Origin of the sequence: Marinomonas sp. A3A, assembly GCF_018336955.1 — a bacterium.
Classification (GTDB): Bacteria; Pseudomonadota; Gammaproteobacteria; order Pseudomonadales; family Marinomonadaceae; genus Marinomonas; species Marinomonas lutimaris.
Genome location: NZ_CP025532.1, coordinates 2,706,459 through 2,724,682, shown reverse-complemented (window position 1 = coordinate 2,724,682; position 18,224 = coordinate 2,706,459). Strand labels below are relative to the sequence as shown.

General features: G+C 43.4%; 18 protein-coding genes. 16 read left to right on the top strand and 2 right to left on the bottom strand.

Annotated elements, in window-relative coordinates; genetic code table 11:
• Nucleotides 1-3 precede the first annotated feature (3 nt).
• Together motA and CYL31_RS12715 are read left to right on the top strand one after the other, a co-directional pair.
• Entirely contained in the window at nucleotides 4-858 is an 855-nt protein-coding gene (gene motA / locus CYL31_RS12720) for a flagellar motor stator protein MotA (protein ID WP_212915587.1), read from the top strand.
• A 36-nt stretch (nucleotides 859-894) separates the two neighbouring features.
• Nucleotides 895-1,803, top strand: a complete 909-nt coding sequence (locus tag CYL31_RS12715) for a flagellar motor protein MotB (RefSeq protein ID WP_072840555.1) — start codon at nucleotides 895-897, stop codon at nucleotides 1,801-1,803.
• Here CYL31_RS12715 and rsgA read toward each other — a convergent pair.
• Nucleotides 1,800-2,834 (bottom strand): small ribosomal subunit biogenesis GTPase RsgA, encoded by a 1,035-nt coding sequence (gene rsgA, locus CYL31_RS12710; RefSeq protein WP_072840556.1) that lies wholly within the window; start codon nucleotides 2,832-2,834, stop codon nucleotides 1,800-1,802. The genes CYL31_RS12715 and rsgA overlap by 4 nt on opposite strands.
• Nucleotides 2,835-2,908: 74 nt before the next feature.
• Here rsgA and orn point away from each other — a divergent pair, with 74 nt between their 5' ends.
• A complete protein-coding gene (orn, locus tag CYL31_RS12705) occupies nucleotides 2,909-3,466 on the top strand; it encodes an oligoribonuclease (RefSeq protein WP_212915586.1) in 558 nt (185 codons plus the stop codon).
• A 102-nt stretch (nucleotides 3,467-3,568) separates the two neighbouring features.
• Here orn and CYL31_RS12700 read toward each other — a convergent pair whose 3' ends face one another.
• Nucleotides 3,569-4,318: a sulfite exporter TauE/SafE family protein gene (locus CYL31_RS12700; RefSeq protein ID WP_212915585.1), complete on the bottom strand. Its 750-nt coding sequence runs from the start codon at nucleotides 4,316-4,318 to the stop codon at nucleotides 3,569-3,571.
• A gap of 162 nt (nucleotides 4,319-4,480) precedes the next feature.
• On the opposite strand from CYL31_RS12700, the gene tsaE reads away from it, so the two are divergent.
• The 13 genes from tsaE to CYL31_RS12635 all read left to right on the top strand — a co-directional run bounded on the left by tsaE (nucleotide 4,481) and on the right by CYL31_RS12635 (nucleotide 18,172).
• Nucleotides 4,481-4,951, top strand: a complete 471-nt coding sequence (tsaE, locus tag CYL31_RS12695; RefSeq protein WP_212915584.1) for a tRNA (adenosine(37)-N6)-threonylcarbamoyltransferase complex ATPase subunit type 1 TsaE — start codon at nucleotides 4,481-4,483, stop codon at nucleotides 4,949-4,951.
• Between the two features lie 86 nt (nucleotides 4,952-5,037).
• Nucleotides 5,038-6,366 carry an N-acetylmuramoyl-L-alanine amidase gene (locus CYL31_RS12690; protein WP_072840560.1) on the top strand — a complete coding sequence of 443 codons (1,329 nt, stop codon included), beginning with the start codon at nucleotides 5,038-5,040 and terminating at the stop codon, nucleotides 6,364-6,366.
• Nucleotides 6,367-6,425: 59 nt separating this feature from the next.
• Complete coding sequence (gene mutL / locus CYL31_RS12685) at nucleotides 6,426-8,351, top strand: DNA mismatch repair endonuclease MutL (protein ID WP_212915583.1); 1,926 nt, start codon at nucleotides 6,426-6,428, stop codon at nucleotides 8,349-8,351.
• A 1-nt stretch (nucleotide 8,352) separates the two neighbouring features.
• A complete protein-coding gene (gene miaA / locus CYL31_RS12680) occupies nucleotides 8,353-9,285 on the top strand; it encodes a tRNA (adenosine(37)-N6)-dimethylallyltransferase MiaA (RefSeq protein WP_072840562.1) in 933 nt (310 codons plus the stop codon).
• Between the two features lie 87 nt (nucleotides 9,286-9,372).
• Nucleotides 9,373-9,618, top strand: coding sequence for an RNA chaperone Hfq (gene hfq / locus CYL31_RS12675; protein WP_012070321.1), 246 nt, complete (start codon nucleotides 9,373-9,375; stop codon nucleotides 9,616-9,618).
• A 35-nt stretch (nucleotides 9,619-9,653) separates the two neighbouring features.
• A complete protein-coding gene (gene hflX / locus CYL31_RS12670) occupies nucleotides 9,654-10,943 on the top strand; it encodes a ribosome rescue GTPase HflX (protein WP_212915582.1) in 1,290 nt (429 codons plus the stop codon).
• Between the two features lie 40 nt (nucleotides 10,944-10,983).
• The gene (hflK, locus tag CYL31_RS12665) at nucleotides 10,984-12,228 is read left to right on the top strand and encodes an FtsH protease activity modulator HflK (protein WP_072840564.1); all 1,245 of its coding nucleotides are present in this window, start codon (nucleotides 10,984-10,986) and stop codon (nucleotides 12,226-12,228) included.
• Nucleotides 12,228-13,109: a protease modulator HflC gene (gene hflC / locus CYL31_RS12660; protein WP_212915581.1), complete on the top strand. Its 882-nt coding sequence runs from the start codon at nucleotides 12,228-12,230 to the stop codon at nucleotides 13,107-13,109. The genes hflK and hflC overlap by 1 nt, the downstream gene beginning before the upstream one ends.
• A gap of 115 nt (nucleotides 13,110-13,224) precedes the next feature.
• On the top strand, nucleotides 13,225-13,422 hold the full coding sequence (locus tag CYL31_RS12655) for a DUF2065 family protein (protein ID WP_072840566.1): 198 nt from the start codon (nucleotides 13,225-13,227) through the stop codon (nucleotides 13,420-13,422).
• A gap of 12 nt (nucleotides 13,423-13,434) precedes the next feature.
• Entirely contained in the window at nucleotides 13,435-14,613 is a 1,179-nt protein-coding gene (locus CYL31_RS12650; RefSeq protein ID WP_212915580.1) for an ATP phosphoribosyltransferase regulatory subunit, read from the top strand.
• Between the two features lie 38 nt (nucleotides 14,614-14,651).
• Nucleotides 14,652-15,950 carry an adenylosuccinate synthase gene (locus tag CYL31_RS12645; RefSeq protein WP_212918898.1) on the top strand — a complete coding sequence of 433 codons (1,299 nt, stop codon included), beginning with the start codon at nucleotides 14,652-14,654 and terminating at the stop codon, nucleotides 15,948-15,950.
• A 209-nt stretch (nucleotides 15,951-16,159) separates the two neighbouring features.
• Complete coding sequence (locus tag CYL31_RS12640; RefSeq protein WP_012070314.1) at nucleotides 16,160-16,858, top strand: response regulator transcription factor; 699 nt, start codon at nucleotides 16,160-16,162, stop codon at nucleotides 16,856-16,858.
• 6 nt (nucleotides 16,859-16,864) lie between these two features.
• Complete coding sequence (locus CYL31_RS12635) at nucleotides 16,865-18,172, top strand: sensor histidine kinase (protein ID WP_212915579.1); 1,308 nt, start codon at nucleotides 16,865-16,867, stop codon at nucleotides 18,170-18,172.
• The last annotated feature ends 52 nt before the right edge of the window (nucleotides 18,173-18,224 follow it).

The window sequence follows — 18,224 nt, the reverse complement described above, 5'->3', positions numbered from 1 at the left end:
AATATGTTTGCATTAGCTGGCTTGCTAGTGGTTATTGTTAGTGTTGTGACTGGCTATTTAGCATCTCATGGGAATATGTTGGCATTATGGCAGCCTTTTGAAGTTGTTATCATTTGTGGTGCGGCTTTAGGCGCTTTTATGGTGGCGAATCCATTCGTGGTGCAGAAAAAAGTGTTAATCATGTTGCCTCAAGTGATTTCTGGGAGTCGTCATAATAAGAAGTTTTATCTTCAGTTGTTGGGGTTGATGTATTGTTTGTTTCAAAAGAGTCGACAAGACGGTTTTTTGTCCATTGAAGAGGATATTGAGTCGCCTTTCACGAGTGAATTGTTCAATCGCTTTCCTGATGTGGTTCGAGATCATGAGGTAGTGAATTTTTTGACGGATAACTATCGAATTTTTACTTTAACGGGTCTGCCTGCTTATGAAATAGAAGCTATTATGGATAATGAAATTGAACAGATACAGGAAGAGCTGGTAGCGCCAAGTCATGCCTTGACTCGGGTAGCTGAAGCTTTGCCAGGTTTTGGTATTGTTGCTGCAGTATTGGGTATTGTTATTACTATGGGTTCTATTGGTGGGCCGTTAGAAGAGATTGGTGCGCACGTGGCTGCCGCTTTGGTGGGGACTTTCTTGGGTATCTTTTTTGGTTATGGCTTTGTTGGTCCTGCCGCTTCGCATTTAGAAAGCTTAGGGACGCATGAGCTGAAGGCCTATTTATGTATTAAGGCATGTTTGAATTCTATTGTTTCTGGCTATGCGCCTCCTGTGGCTGTCGAAACTGGTCGCAAATTACTTCCTCCAGAAATGCGTCCAAGCTTCATTGAGTTGTCAGATGGTCTTAAGCAATATCGTTAGACTGGGTGCATCGTGCTAAGTTGAGGAGAGTGTTAGATGGCCCTAGGTTCTAATGGGTTAGTAATTCGTCGGGTTAAGAAAATCAAAAAGGGCGGTCATCACGGTGGTGCTTGGAAAATAGCATTAGCTGATTTTGCCTTGGCGATGATGGCGTTTTTTCTTGTTTTGTGGATTATGAGTGTCGCTTCTCCAGAAGAGTTGAAAAGTATCGAGGGGTATTTTCAAGATCCTATGGGTGCATCTACGGCTGGATATAGTGCGAACCCTATAGATTTGGGGGGGAGTCCAGCAAAGAGTACAGAGAAAAAATTAGATCTGCAGTTACCTGAAGCGGGTAGTACTGATATGCAATCTAGAGATAAGCTTCTGGGGAATGGTCCTGATTCTGCAGAGTCTAAGAGCATTAATAACATGCTGCGAGAGGAGATGAGTAAAATGAACACTTTACTCTCTCAGCAGAAAAATATGCGCATTGAGATCACACCACTTGGTGTTCGGATTACTCTGTTAGATGATCCAAATAAGCCGATGTTTGAGCGTGGAAGTGCTCGAATGATGCCTGATATTGAGAATACTTTGCTTAGTATGGCGCCAATCTTCAATAGAGTGACGAATCCAATTGTTATCACCGGCCATACTGATTCATCTAAATTTGGTGGGGCTGGTCGAATTGATAATTGGGATTTATCTGCCCTAAGGGCTAATGCGGCGCGGCATATATTAGAAGAAGGTGGTGTTGAGGATAAGCGTATTGCTCAGGTGATAGGTTTGTCTGATACTATTCCTTACAATCGATTTGATACGGATAGTGCAGAAAATAGGCGTATCAGTATTACGTTATTAACGGATGATGCGTATAAGAAATTGCTGGACCAGAATCGTAGTAATTTTGGTAATCCTGGCCAGCAATCTGATTTTAAGTTAACACCTGAAACGGTTTTTTAGAACGCTTGATTCTCTCGTATTGAGTGCTTGATCCTTAAGAAGCTTTGGAAGCGGTGTTCTGTGATTTCACCTTTTTCTAAGGCTTCTAGGATTGCGCACCCCGGCTCTTTTTCATGAGCGCAATCGCGGAATCGACAATAACCAATATGCGGTCGAAACTCGATAAAACCGTTTAGAAGTTCGTCTTCCGAAATATGCCACAAGCCAAACTCTCGGATCCCTGGGGAATCAATAAGATCGCCGCCTTTCGGCATATGAAATAGTCGAGCAGTTGTGGTGGTATGTACGCCTTTTTTGCGCTTCTGTGAAAGCTCACCAACGCTGATGTCTATATCGGGTAGTAGTGTCCCAATAAGGGATGATTTGCCTACACCTGATTGCCCAACAAAAACGCTTGTTTTGTCTTGTAAGAAATCATAAAGCGCTTCCATCCCTGCTTGGTTCTTGATAGATGTCCTGATGATTTTGTAATTCAAATCTTCATAGGTTTTTAGTAGCTTGTCTAAATCTGCTTTGTTGCTGTCATCGATTAAGTCGCATTTGTTAAGTAGTATGACCGGTGGAATACCAACGGTTTCTGCTGCAACTAAGTAGCGATCTATTAAATTGGCGTGAGCAACTGGCTCGGCGGCAATAACAACAATTATATGATCTATGTTGGCGGCAACAGGTTTGATTCTGCCGTGCATGTCTGGACGAGATAGTGATGTATGTCTTGGTGTGGTAGCAACAACGACGCCACCTTCATTTTGTTTTGGGCGCCAGACAACCTTGTCGCCAGTTACAAGTTGGCCTAGATTGGCGCGTAAATTACAGCGTGTAGAGGTGCCAATAAAAGGCTCTTGAGTGCCTTCCACTTCAACTTGTGTGCCGAAGTGAGAAATAATAATGCCTTCAGTTTCAGGTCCTAGGTCGGATGACTGAAGGAGTTCTTCGGCGACATCTCCTCGTTTTTGAGTGCGTTCAACGCGCTCTTTGTGAATTCTTTCGATTCGCCAAGTTTGTTGTTTAGTAAGTTTTCGCTTCGACATTAGATTCGTCTGGTCATAAAGTAAGGCGCATAGAGTATAATGCTTGGCATTGATAATAAAGGACTTGGAAGATTATGAGCTTAAATGAAGAGAATTTAGTGTGGATCGATCTTGAAATGACAGGATTGGACCCAGAAACCGACACTATTATTGAGATTGCCACCGTAGTAACTGATAAGCATTTGAATGTGTTGGCTAAGGGGCCGAGCCTTGCTATTCATCAAGAAAAAGCGGTGATGGATACAATGGATGAATGGTGTACTCAGCACCATGGTGATTCTGGGCTGACGGCTAGAGTGTTGTCTTCGACTATTAGCATGGCGCAAGCAGAAGAGGAAACGGTTAATTTTTTGGCCCAGTACGTTCCGGCTGGAAAGTCACCTATTTGCGGTAATAGTGTTGGGCAGGATCGTCGTTTTTTGTACCGTTATATGCCTAAGTTGGAAGCCTTTTTTCATTACCGCTACTTGGATGTTAGTACAGTTAAAGAGCTTGCAAAGCGTTGGAAGCCAGAGGCGCTGGATGGTTTTTCTAAATCAGGTTCCCATCTGGCTATGGATGATATTTTAGAGTCTATAGGTGAATTGAAGCATTATCGTAAAACCATGTTTGGTTTGGATGATAAGGCTTAAGCGATTTTGTGTTAATCTCTTCTTACGAATTAGCGAGCTTATAAATTGTTTTGAAGCTCGCTAATCGGTTTGTTTCTTCTTTTTTTGTCGTCTATTTCTTTGTTAGCCAAGTCCCGTTATCCCGTCCCATATTAGCTTTACTCCTGTCAGGAAAAGAAAGCTGTACATGACTTTAAAAAATAATACGGTAGATATTTTGTAGTGTAGCCATGCGCCGAGTTGAACGCCTATAAAAGCCACAGGTATAAAGCAAAGTGACAGAAGTATGTTTGAACTATTAAGTTGTCCAAGCATTCCATATGGAATGAGTTTTACATAGTTGATGGCGGTAAAAATAACCGCTGCCGTTGCTACGTACTGTGTCTTGTCTAGATTTGCTCTAAGTAAATAAACGCTCATTGGTGGTCCGCCAGCGTGAGCAATAAAACTTGTAAAGCCGCCAAGTGCGCACCAGAGTTTTCCGGCCAGAGTGCTGAGTGGTTTTAGCGGTGTTGTTCGGCTCTTTTTTGGCCATGAATTTAGCGTGAAGCCTACCGCGATAATCCCTACCATTATTTTTAGCCATTCTGCCGAAAACCATGATGCTGTGAGGCCGCCGATTACAACACCAATAATGGCCGCTGGAATACATCTTATGAGTTGCTCGGTGTTCCATTTGTTCCAAAACTTTTGCACGGTAAATATGTCCATGATGCACAGAATTGGCAGCATTATGGCGGCTGCTAAGGTTGGTGAAGTTTGCAGTGATATTAGCGGGACAGCGATAATGCCAAATGCGCCCGAAAAGCCACCTTTAGATATGCCTGTAATGAAAACAGCAATGGCAATGAGTGAAATGAAAAGCCAGTCCATGTGAATCCTTTGTTGTGTGGTTGTTGTTATGGATGGAAAAGTTAAATTATTATGAGTTATTGGTGCTTGTTTCAAAAGGCTTCTGTATTAGAATTGTCAGAAATAAAATGACCGTGTGGTCAGTGTTTGCTCTATTTTGAGTGGGAAAAGGATCGATAGGTAATGCAAATAGAAAAAGATGTTTATGGCGAAGAAGCAATGGAAAGCTTTGGTGAAGCTTTTTCGTTGGCGCTGGCGTCGGGCGCAGTTGTGTATTTGGAAGGTGATCTTGGGATGGGTAAGACAACTCTTGTGAGAGGGGTTTTGCGCGGTTTGGGATATCAAGGGCCCGTAAAGAGCCCGACGTATACGATTGTTGAGCCTTACGATTTGTCGGGTTTTGAAGCTTTTCATTTTGATTTGTATCGAGTGGCGGATGCTGAAGAGCTTGAGTTTATGGGGATTCGTGATTATTTCACTGACGGAAGTTTATGTTTGATTGAGTGGGCTGAAATGGGGCGCGGAGCCTTGCCGGAAGCGGATTTGGTTATATCATTGAGCTTGATTCGACAAGGGCGTCATGTGTCTGTAGATGCCTATACAGAAAAAGGTAGAGCGGCTTTAGATGTTTTACGAGGCGCTATAACTTCTTGATGTATAGAAGACTTTACTATAAGTAAGATTGAGATCCATTTAATCAGCAGTTATAGTGTGTCAGATATACTAGCTAGCTGTCTGATATGCATACTAAATTTCGTACTTATCTATTTATTTTTGTCAATTTAATTTTGTCTTTGTCAACCTGTAGTGTTTTGGCTGCAGAGGTTCGAGATATACGTGTTGCCCAGCAAGAAGGGGTGACGCGTTTGGTGTTTGAGCTTTCTGAGGCGGCAGAGCATCGAATTTTTCCTCTTTCAAATCCTGATCGCGTTGTTTTAGATATCAGTGGCGTCGATTTGAATGCGTCTGTTGTTAATGGCTTATCGGCATTATCTTCCGATGTGTTGATGCGCGTACGTTACGCTAGGCGAGACACTGGTGTTCGTTTTGTACTTGATCTAGGTCAGGCTGCTAAGGCGAAAAGTACTGTATTGGCGGCAAATGGTACTTATGGGCCTAGGATATTGGTTGAGCTTGAGTATGGTGCTAGAAAGCCTGCGACCATAGTAAAAAGCTTGGCGAGCTTATCCAAGGAAAAACGCGATATTGTGATTGCAATTGACCCTGGGCATGGAGGCAAAGACCCTGGTGCCTTGGGGCAATACAATGTGCGAGAAAAAGATGTTGTGCTCTCTATTGGTCGAGAGTTGGCAAGTAGAATTAATGCGGTTGATGGCTTTAAGGCTGTTTTGACTCGATCAACGGACACCTATCTTCAGCTTCGAGATCGATCGAGGGTTGCTCGTGAGGCCAATGCAGATTTGATGATTTCTATTCATGCGGATGCGTTTACCAAATCTAGTGCTAGAGGTGCTTCTGTTTGGGCGCTTTCATTGAGTGGTAAGAGTTCTGAAATGGGGCGTTGGTTGGCTCAACAAGAAAATTCTGCCGATCTGGTGGGGGGGATTTCGCTGGATGATAAAGATCAGTTACTTGCTGAGGTTTTATTGGATATGTCGATGAACTCTACTATTCAAATGAGTTTGAATATAGGTAAGAGTGTTTTAGGTGAAATGAAAGGGGTTGCTGTTTTGCATAAAGACAGTGTTCAGCAGGCGGGTTTTGTTGTGCTGAAATCGCCAGATATTCCTTCTATATTGATAGAAACTGGTTTTGTTTCGAATAAAACAGAGGCCAAGAATTTGTCGAGCAGAACTTATCGTGTGAAATTAGCGGATTCTATTTCAAAGGGTGTAGTTGAATATTTTACTAAAAATGCCCCTGATGGAACCTTGGTCAATTGGAAGCAAAAGAAAAATTCTGATTATGTTTATACGGTTAGTAAGGGGGACACCTTGTCCGAAATTGCTCGTCGTAATCAAGTGTCTTTACCTGTTTTGCGGCAGGCCAATAATTTGAATAATGATGTTATTTGGATTGGTCAGAAACTTGTTATCCCTGCAGGGTAAAGTCTTATTGAGGCCTTTTTTGTTTTTCAAAAGGGCTGTTTTCACATCAAAGGTCGTTCATGCAAAGAATTAATCTTTTATCTCCACGTTTAGCCAACCAAATTGCCGCGGGAGAGGTGGTTGAACGACCAGCTTCCGTTGTTAAAGAGTTGCTTGAAAATAGTCTTGATGCAGGAGCCTCTCAGCTTGATATTGATGTGGAGCAGGGTGGTGTAAGGCGTATTAAGATTCGTGATAATGGTGCTGGCATCATGAAAGACGATTTGTCTTTGGCTTTAAGTCGTCACGCAACGAGTAAAATTATTACGCTGGATGATTTGGAAGCTGTGCGCACGTTGGGATTTCGTGGCGAGGCGCTGGCCAGTATTAGCTCTGTTTCGAGGATGCACCTTACTTCTCAGGCAGAAAATGAAGTGGAAGCTTGGCGAGTTGAGGCGGAAGGGAAAGATATGGCGACAGCCATTCGACCTGCATCGCATCCTCAAGGTACTACGATTGAGGTGCGAGATTTATTTTTTAACACACCGGCTCGTCGAAAATTCCTTCGTACTGAAAAGACAGAATTTGTTCACTTGGAAGAAGTGGTAAAGCGATTGGCATTGAGTCGTTATGAAACTGGCTTTCGTCTAAGTCATAACGGCAAGCAGGTTTATGATCTTCGTCCTGTTACCGATCAGCTTCATGCTGAACATCGGCTAGCAACCTTACTTGGTAAAAAGTTCATTGAAAACTCCTTGACGCTGGATGTTGAGGCGGCTGGATTGCGTCTATGGGGTTGGATTGGTTTGCCGACTTTTTCTCGTTCTCAGGCGGATTTGCAGTATTTCTTTGTTAATGGTCGAGTTGTTAAGGATAAGTTAGTCGCTCATGCTGTTCGTCAGGCTTATCGTGATGTTTTGTATAATGGTCGCCATCCTACTTTTGTGTTGTATCTAGAGTTGGACCCTTCGACAGTCGATGTGAATGTCCACCCTACTAAGCACGAAGTGCGCTTCCGAGATGGGCGTTTGGTGCATGATTTCTTATTTAGTCGAATTCATAAGGCGATTGCAGATGTGAGGCCTGAATCTGATGCTGCGCCTACGGGTATGAATGATTCCGCTAATAATGAGTCTGCTGCTTATGGTGCGAATATTACGGAACAATCCGCTTTGCCGCTGTCCAATCGACCTGTGTCTAGTTCGATGGATTGGATGCGATCTACTTCAAATTCATTGGGGACTTCAGAAGTGCGTGGGCAGCTTGATGGCATGAGTCGTCTTTCTGGTTATGCGCAAGAATATGTTGCTAAGACTGAGGAAGTTGATCCTGAAACGGGCGAAATAAGAGAGGTTTCTCCCCCTGGCGCTTTAGGGCAAAGTGAAAGTCCGTTTGTGAGGCAAGAGGGTGATTATCAGGCCGTGCCGCCGTTGGGTTTTGCGGTAGCTCAGCTGCACGGAGTGTATATTCTTTCTGAGAGCGAGCAGGGGCTTATTCTGGTGGACATGCATGCGGCTCATGAGCGAATTGTTTATGAGCGAATGAAAACAGCGTTTTATCAGAAAAATATATCGTCTCAGCCTTTGTTAGTGCCGATAAATATTGCGGTTTCGCAAAGTGAAGCTGATCTTGTTGAAGAAAGCGGTGAGGTTTTTGAGGCCTTCGGTTTCCGTGTAGAAAGAACTGGGTTAGAAAGTGCGATGGTTCGCGAGGTTCCCGTTATACTGATTCGAGGTGACGTAGAAGGTCTTGTGCGTGATGTTATTAGTGATCTGTCTGCTAATGGCGTATCGGATCTTATGGAGTCGCGGGCGAATGAATTGATGGCGTCAATGGCGTGCCACGGTGCTGTTCGTGCAAATCGTAAGCTTACGATTGCGGAGATGAATAGCCTTCTTCGTGATATGGAGGTGACTGAACGCAGTGGGCAGTGTAATCATGGTCGACCGACTTGGGCGCATTTGAGTATGTCCGATTTAGATAAACTCTTTTTGAGAGGGCGTTGATATGACAAAACCGCATGTTGTGTGTTTGATGGGGCCGACGGCATCAGGTAAAACAGGTTTGGCAGTTGAGTTGGCTGAGCAGCACAATTTTGAAATTATCAGTGTCGATTCTGCTCTTGTTTACAAAGGAATGGATATTGGTACGGCCAAGCCAGATGCAGCGTTACTTGCAAGGGCTCCACATAGGCTAATTGATATTATCGATCCTCTTGAATCTTACTCCGCTGCTGATTTTGTTTTGGATGCAGTTGAGCATTCGAAAGAGATTATTGCTAAGGGGAAAACGCCACTTTTGGTGGGTGGGACTATGATGTACTTCAATGCCCTACAAAAAGGCTTGGCGGAAATGCCGCAAGCTGATGCGGAGCTTAGGGCGTTAATTGAGGTTGAGGCGGCTGAGAAAGGTTGGGGGTCCTTGCATGAAGAGTTGCAAACCTTTGATCCTGAAGCGGCGTCTCGCATTCATCCTAATGACCCGCAGCGTTTGCAGCGCGCTATTGAAGTGTATCGCTTGACAGGCAAGACCATGACTCAGTTCTGGGCGCAGCAAGAGGCTGTCTCTTTACCATTTGATATGATTAATATGGCGGTGATGCCGAAAGAGCGAAGTGTGCTTCATGAGCGGATAGAGCAACGTTTTTACGACATGATGGATCAAGGTTTTTTGGCTGAGGTGGAAGGGTTTTATCATCGTGGTGATTTGACTGTTGATATGCCCTCCATGCGCTGTGTTGGTTATCGCCAACTATGGCAATATTTAGACGGTGTTGATTTGCTAGATGATGCTATCTTTAAGGGAGTGGTCGCCTCTCGCCAATTGGCAAAAAGGCAGCTTACTTGGTTGAGAGGGTGGGAGGATTTGATGATTTTTGATAGTTTGTCGAAAGATCTTGTACCTGAAGCCTTGAATTACATAGAAAGCAGGATTATATAGGGAAATAAATAAAGATTTGGTGTAGTATCTACAGTATTGTTTTATCAATAATTAATTTAATTTTTTTGCTTGTTTAAGGAGATTACAATGTCAAAAGGGCAATCATTACAAGACCCTTATCTAAATATTCTACGTAAAGAAAGAGTGCCAGTATCCATCTTTCTTGTAAATGGAATTAAGTTACAAGGTCAAATCGAATCATTCGATCAGTTTGTGATTCTATTGAAAAATACTGTTAGTCAAATGGTTTACAAACATGCCATTTCTACAGTTGTACCTTCCCGTACAATTCGCATCCCGTCTCCTGATCAGCCGGAAGATGACGCTGAATAGTTTGTCTGTAATAAGACAAGCAGAGGAATACTAGATTGTTTTTTGAACGTCCAGATAGTGGTGAAATAGCTGTATTGGTCCATATAGATTTTCACGATCAAAGTGAATCTTATGGACCGGAAGAGTTTGTTGAGCTTGCTATTTCTGCTGGTGCTGACCCTGTTGCTGTTGTTTCAGGGACTCGCCAGCGTCCAGATGCTAGATACTTTATTGGTACTGGCAAGCTAGCAGAAATTAAAGATATTGTTGATCGAGAAGAGGCGCAGGTTGTGCTTTTTGATCATGCACTATCTCCCTCCCAAGAGCGTAATTTAGAAAGTGTTTTGCAGTGTCGTGTGCTTGATCGTACAGGGCTTATACTTGATATTTTTGCTCAACGTGCACGTACCCACGAAGGTAAGTTGCAGGTAGAGTTAGCTCAATTACAACATATGTCGACTCGTCTTATTCGTGGTTGGACACACTTAGAGCGCCAAAAAGGCGGTATAGGTATGCGTGGGCCTGGTGAGACGCAGCTTGAGACTGACCGTCGATTGCTTAGAGAGCGTATTAAAGCCATTCAAAAAAGATTGGCGAAAGTGGGTTCTCAGCGTGATCAGAATCGTCGGTCTCGCGATCGATCTTCTGTGCCAACTGTTTCGTTGGTTGGTTATACCAATGCGGGTAAGTCTACTTTATTTAATCGTGCAACGGGTGCAGATGTGTATGCGGCGGATCAGTTGTTCGCAACACTTGATCCAACGTTGAGGCGTCTAGATATAGAGCAGATTGGCTCTATAGTATTGGCTGATACGGTTGGGTTTATTCGTCAATTGCCCCATAGATTGATTAAAGCATTTCAGGCGACATTAAAAGAGTCGTCTGAGGCGGATTTATTGTTACATGTTGTTGATGCTGCTGATATTTCTCGTGATGAAAATATGAAGCATGTTGACTCTGTGTTGGAGGAAATTGGTGCTAATGAAGTTCCAACTTTAACTATATTTAACAAAATTGATGCATTACCGACGGCAGAACCTAGAATTGATAGGGATGCTAACGGGAACCCTTTTCGAGTTTGGTTGTCTGCTCGTGATGGGCAAGGTATTGATTTGCTTAAGCAAGCCATTGCTGAGTTGTTGGCAGAGGATGTTTTTAGTGAAACACTTTATTTGTCGAGCAAGTATGGGCGTTTGAGAGCTATGTTGTTCGAGCATGGAGCTGTAAAATCGGAGCGCTTTGATGAGGCGGGTCGTTTTGTTCTTGAAGTAAAGTTGCCTAAGAAAGATTATTTGCAGATTTTGGCTCGTGCGGGCATGTCTGAGGATCAGATAGAAGCTGTGTGAGCTGTACAGGATTATCATTAAAATAAAGTGGAGATGTAGTATGGCCTGGAATGAACCGGGTAATAACGACAATGACCCATGGAATCCAGATAAAAACCGTAATAATGGTGCTGGGCGCCCCGATGGAGATCGTGAAAAAGAGACCAATAATGACCCGTGGGGTCGTAAGCCTGGAGGTAAAGAACAGGGTCCTCCAGACTTGGATGAAGCCTTTCAGAAGCTGATGGGAATGCTTGGGGTTAAAAAAACTCGCAAATCCGGTGGTTCTAATGGCGGCGATTCCGGTATGTCTGGCAAATTTGGCGGTGGCTTGATTGCTATTGTGCTAATTGCTTTGCTTGCCTTGTGGGCGGCTACAGGTGTTTATCAGGTCGATCAACAGGAGCGTGGTGTCGTCCTTCGTTTAGGTAAATACCATTCTACCGTTATGCCTGGTCTTCATTGGAATCCACCAATGATAGATTCTGTTAGTAAGGTGAATGTAACTAAGGTTCGTTCCCATGATCACAAAGCGCTAATGTTGACGGTTGATGATGCCATTGTTGAAGTGGGTGTTTCTGTACAATATTCTGTGCAGGATCCAAAGAACTTCTTGCTTAATGTTCGTAATCCTGAAGAGTCACTTGCTCAGGTCACTGAAAGTGCGCTTCGTCATGTTGTTGGTGGTTCTGAAATGGATCAGATCTTAACGGAAGGTCGTGAGTTGTTAGCGACGGAAGTTAAGGCGCGTATTCAGGACTACAGTGATGCATATGGCACTGGCTTATTAATTTCAAAGGTTAACGTTGAAAATACTCAGGCGCCTACACAAGTGCAAGAGGCATTTGATGATGTTATCAAGGCGAAAGAGGATGAGTTGAGAGTTCGTAACGAAGCTGAGTCTTATGCAAATGGTATTATTCCTGAGGCTCGTGGTCGTGCTCAACGTATCCGAGAAGAAGCGGAAGCTTACCGATCTGAGATTGTTGCTCGTGCTAGCGGTCAAGCGGATCGTTTTGACAGATTGTATCGTGAGTACACTAAGGCGCCAGACGTAACTCGTCGTCGTTTGTATATAGAGACGATGGAGTCGGTCTATAAAGATGTGAATAAAGTTGTTGTTGATACTAAAGGTGGAAATAACATGATGTATTTGCCTCTAGATCAGTTGATGAAGCAACGTGCGGAGTCGTCTAAAGGGGCGGGTTCTGTAAATTCAGGGAATATTGGGGCGTTAACAGATCAAGTACTTGATGAAATACGTAAGCGCCAAAGTGCAACAGTTCGTAGAGAGGGCAGAAACTAATGAAAGGCTTTTCTTTTTCAGTTTTATTTGTTGTTCTTCTTGGTGTGCTGATTGCTTCCCAGACGCTTTTTGTTGTCAATGAGACCGAGCGTGCGGTTGTACTTAAGTTTGGTGAGGTTGTCCGGGATGATGTGGCGCCTGGTATTCACTTTAAACTGCCGATTATGAACGAAGTCAAAAAATTTGATGCTCGTGTTTTGACAATGGACTCTCGTCCTCAGCGTTATTTAACGTTGGAGAAGAAGGCTGTTATTGTTGATTCTTATGTGAAGTGGAAAATAGACTCCGTTACTAAATTCTATCAGGCAACGTCTGGTGATGAGTTTGTGGCAAATCGTGTATTGTCTTCTCGTGTAGATACTGGGCTTCGAAATAAGTTTGGTGAGCGAACTATGCATGAGGTGGTTTCTGGGGAGCGTGATCAGTTGATGACTGAGTTGCGTGACGACTTGAATAAAGTTGCTCAGAGTGAGTTGGGTATTTCTATTGTTGATATCCGAGTTAAGCGCATTGATTTGCCGCCAGATGTTAGTGAGTCTGTTTATCAGCGTATGAGAACTGAACGTGAGCGTGAAGCTCGAGAGCATAGATCAAAAGGTCTAGAGCTTGCTGAAGGTATTCGTGCGGATGCAGATCGTCAGCAGGTAGTTTTGGAGGCTGAGGCTCAACGTGATGCAGAGATGATTCGTGGTGATGGTGATGCTAAAGCAGCCGCTATTTACTCTAAGGTTTATAAGCAAGATCCTGAGTTTTACGAGTTTTACCGTAGTCTTCAGGCGTACCGTGAAAGCTTTAACGGTAACAATGATTTGTTTGTTCTTGAGCCTGATAGCGAATTCTTTAAGTATCTGAATAGCTCTACTAGTCGTAGTGCTAAATAGAGTAGATATTCATCAATAATCGTACATGAAGCCTATTTGTTAAAATGGGAAACATGGTACTATTACACAAACCGGGCCTGGCCCGGTTTTTTAATGGTCAAAATAAAGAGAATCTATGCAGGAATTGTTGCAGTCGCTGCTGGTTGGCGTCAGCCTTTTATTGATCGCCGAGGGGTTTTTGCCATTTCTCGCTCCAAATATCTGGAGAGAAATAATGGTCAAAGCTATCGCGAGCTCAGATTGGAATTTACGTATTCTGGGCGCGGTTAGTATGTTTCTTGGATTAATGCTTCTTTTGCTGACTCGAAGCTAAGAGGATAATTTAATGACATTAGCAGATCGCTGGTTACTTCCTGAGGGCGTTGATGAGGCGTTGCCTGAACAGGCCGCTAAGATCGAGCACCTTAGAAGAACTCTGCTTAATCTCCATGAAAGTTGGGGATATCACTTAGTAATACCTCCTCTTTTAGAGTATCTGGATTCCCTTCTTACGGGTGCTGGCTCAGACCTAGAAATTGAAACATTTAAAGTTATTGACCAGTTATCAGGTCGACTTTTAGGTATTCGTGCCGATTTTACATCCCAGGTTGCTCGTATCGATGCTCATTGCCTTAAAGATGATGGTGTGCAACGTTTGAGCTATTGCGGCAGTGTTTTAAGAACAATGCCTGCTGGCTTAGATGGTACTCGTAGCCCTATTCAGTTAGGGGCTGAAATTTATGGTCATGGCGGCGTAGAAAGTGATGTTGAAGTTTTGTCTTTAATGTTGCAGACCTTGTCTACGGCCGGCTTGTCTAATCTCGTTCTTGATCTTGGGCATGTTGATGTTGTAAGTGGTGTGCTTGCTGCTTGCGGTCTTAGTGCAGATCAAGAAGGTAAGTTGATTGAGCTTTACAAGGCTAAAGATTTGCCGGAGCTTGATCGATATGTTGAAGGGCTTGATTGTTTACGCGATATTCAGAAGCAGTGGCTGGTTGGTTTGCCGCGCTTGTGTGGTGGCAAAGAAGTGTTGCTGCATGCGACAGATTTGCTTGGAGGGGTTAGTGAGTCAATTCGTGATGCGATTGTCTTGCTGCAAAAAATAAGTGATTCAATTTGTCAGCGTTTTCCTAAGGTTGGATTGCATTTCGATCTGAGTGATTTGGTTTCTTACAGTTACCATACTGGTGTTGTTTTTGCTGCTTACGTTCCTGGTCATGGTAATGCAATTGCTCGTGGCGGACGTTATAACAATATTGGGCAAGTGTTTGGTCGGTCTCGTCCGGCTACAGGTTTTAGTACGGATGTGAAAGCCTTGGTTGCTTTGACTGATATTGTGGTCAATAAGCCAAAAACTGTTCTGTCGCCAATTTGCTCAAGTGATGAGCTTTGGCAGAAAGCGAATTCCTTACGCGCTGAGGGATATCGAGTGATAGAGGTCTTGGACGACATTTACGCTGGAGATGCTGATTTTAAGCTGGAATTTGTTGATGAAGCTTGGCAGTTGATGCCGGTTCAGAGCTAGACTTTTCTTTAAGAACTATCTAAATGAGACCTGAAATTATGGGTAAAAATGTTGTTATTCTAGGCACTCAATGGGGCGATGAAGGTAAGGGTAAGGTTGTTGACCTGCTTACTGAAGATGTTGCTGCGGTTGTACGTTTTCAAGGTGGTCACAATGCAGGCCATACTCTAGTTATCGATGGCAAGAAGACAGTCTTGCATTTGATTCCTTCTGGCATCTTGCGTGAAGGTGTTCAATGTATCATCGGTAACGGTGTTGTATTGTCTCCAGCGGCATTGAAAGCTGAAGTGCTTGAACTTCTTGAACAAGGTGTTCCGGCGGTTGATCGCTTGAAAATTAGCGCGGCTTGTCCACTAATTCTTCCTTATCATATTGCTATTGATCAGGCTCGTGAGCTTGCTAAGGGCGAGAAGAAGATTGGTACAACTGGTCGTGGTATTGGGCCTGCATATGAAGATAAGGTAGCACGACGCGCAATTCGCGTTGGCGATATATTAGACTCTGAGCGTTTCGCTGCTAAGCTTAAAGAGGTGCTTGAGTATTATAATTTTGTCCTAACTCAATACCACAAAGTGGAGCCAATCTCTTTTGATGAGGTTTATGCTGCTGGTTTAGAAATGGCGGAATTCTTGCGTCCTATGGTGGCTGATACTATTACTTTGTTGCATGACTTGCGTAAAGCGGGTGCGAACATTATGTTTGAAGGTGCTCAAGGTTCATTGTTGGACGTCGATCACGGTACTTACCCTTATGTAACGTCTTCAAATACAACGGCTGGCGGCGCTCCGGCGGGTACTGGTTTTGGTCCTTTGTACTTGGATTACGTGCTTGGTATTACCAAGGCTTATACTACTCGTGTTGGTTCTGGTCCTTTCCCGACTGAGCTTTTTGACGAAGACGGTGAGCGTTTGGGTAGTCGAGGTCATGAATTTGGTGCTACTACTGGTCGTTCACGTCGTTGTGGTTGGTTTGATTCAGTTGCTTTGCGTCATGCGGTTCAGATTAACTCAGTTTCTGGTATCTGTTTAACTAAACTGGACGTGCTTGACGGCTCTTCTGTCATTAAAGTTTGTGTTTCTTACGCAGATGAAAATGGTAATCCTGTTGCTGGTTCTTTGGTTGATAGTGAAGGGTACGAAAAAGCTAAGCCAGTTTATGTGGAGCTTCCTGGTTGGACTGAATCTACGGTAGGTGCAGAAAATTTTGAAGCGTTACCAAAAAATGCTCAAGATTATATCCGCTTCCTAGAAGAGCAGGTTGGTGTGCCGGTTGATATTATCTCTACTGGCCCAGATCGTAATGAGACAATTGTTATTCGCGATCCTTTTAAACAATAAATCCTATTTACTGGGTGTGTTGTTAGTAAAAAGCCGCTTATTGCGGCTTTTTTTGTTTTTATGGGTAGCTAAGTTCATCATATTAGTATTCTTTGTAAATAGAGTGAAAAGAGGGGGAGGAGTTTGTCTGGCGCTAGGGTAATATTTACAATTGAAATTAAGGCGATATAACTGCCTGCTAAATAATGAAAAAATGAGAGGAAATATTTATGGTTAAGTTATTGCTTGCTGATGATGATGCTCGTTTGTCGGATTTAATTAAAGAATACTTTGATGGCGAGGGTTATGAAGTAGCGCATGCTTGGAATGGTCGTGAAGCATTAGAGCTTATGGCTGCTGATATGCCTGATATTGTTATTCTCGATGTTATGATGCCGGAATTAGATGGATTTGAAACTTTAAAGCAGATCCGTAATAAAAGCTCAGTGCCTGTTATTATGTTGACAGCAAAGGGTGATGATATTGATCGTATCCTTGGTTTGGAAATGGGGGCAGATGATTATTTGTCTAAGCCATTTAATCCACGAGAATTGTTGGCTCGAATTAAAGCGATTTTGCGTCGAGCTAGTCAGGAGCGTGAGGATGATCCAACTGCTGATATAGATCTCTCAGGTGTATTGCTACGCCGTAAAGATCGTACCGTGTATTTGGAAGGTGAGTTGGTTGAATTGACTACGTCTGAATATACTTTGTTAGAATGTATGTTGATGGCGCCAGGTCAGGTATTAACGAAGCAGGAGCTTTCTGAGAAGGCTTTGGGTCGTAAGCTGACTATGTATGATCGTAGTTTGGATATGCATATTAGTAATCTGCGTAAAAAAATTGGCAATTTAGAAAATGGTGATCCTCGAATCAAAACCGTTCGTGGTGTAGGCTATATTTTTGTGTCAAATGAGCAAGGTGCTTAGTTTTTTATGAAAAATACTTTTCTACGTGTGTTTCTGGTGGTGTTACTGTCCAACATTGTTGTGGTTAGTGTTGGTTTAGGGATGGTTCAGTTTATCCAGAAACGTAATCAGGTATCGGCTGATTTACTGGGAGATGTTGGTGTTCAGTTGGTAGCTGGGTATGAAAAGTTTGGTATTACTTCTTTGCAAGAAGAAACAAAAAAGGCTGAGAAGCGCTTGTCTGGCACCATTTATCTTTATCAAGAAAATGGCCGTCCTCTTTTAAAGCCGTTGCCTCGTAATTTTAGAGAGCAAAATACACCGAGTGTAACCAGTCGACCTGCAGCAGATTTTTTGCACAGTCAGTTTATTCAGGTTATAGGTGGGAATAATGTTCAGTATTTGCTGATTTTTAAACCAAATCCTGAGATTAGCTCTCTTGCTCCTGAGGCGGTGGTGGGGTTCTCTTTATTGGGTTTGCTGGTGTCTAGTGGTGTCTTGGCTTACTGGTTGCTAGGGCCTCTGTTGAAGTTGCAGCGAGTGGCTAGATCTTTTGGTCAAGGTGATATGACTGCTAGGGTTGAAAGTAAGTTGGCCCGAAGGAGTGATGCTGTTGGTAAGCTAGCTCGTGAGTTTAATGAGATGGCGGTTAGGATTGATACCTTACTATCATCGAAAGAGCGGCTTATGCGAGATGTGTCTCATGAATTAAGGACGCCACTAGCAAGGATTGAGGTGGCGCTCACTATTGCAGAGGATAAGTATGCAACGGAGGCGCAAAAAGGTTACTTAAACCGTATTCGCACGGAGCTTCATGAGTTGGATGAACTTATCGGTCAGGTGCTTACTTTGAGTCGGCTCGAAGCTGCATCTCTTATCAAAGAGGAGATGCCTCTTCAGGAGTGGCTTGATGATATCGTGGCTGATGTCAGTTTTGAGAGTCAGTTGAAGGGTATTTCCGTATCTAAGGTGGGTCGTGTTCCAAAAACTATATTGGGTGACCCTCTTCAGTTGCGTCATGCCATTGAGAATGTGCTTCGTAATGCCTGCTTTTATGCGGGTTGTAATGGTGTTATTGAACTCGAAACTCAAGAAAAGGCTGGGACGGCTTTTATCTATGTGCGCGATAATGGGCCTGGCGTTTCTGACGATAAACTAGAGAAAATCTTTCATGCATTTTATCGGTCGTCAGAAGCAAGGGAGGCAAATAGCGGGGGTTTTGGTGTGGGGCTTACTATCTCTCAGCGTATCATTCGGGCTCATAAGGGGCAGATAACAGCTAAGAATCGCGATGAGGGTGGTCTTGAAGTGTGCTTTGAGTTGCCTGTTGCTTGATTTTTAGCCTTATTTTTTTGAATCTGCGATAAAATTTTCTGCTTTCGAGAAA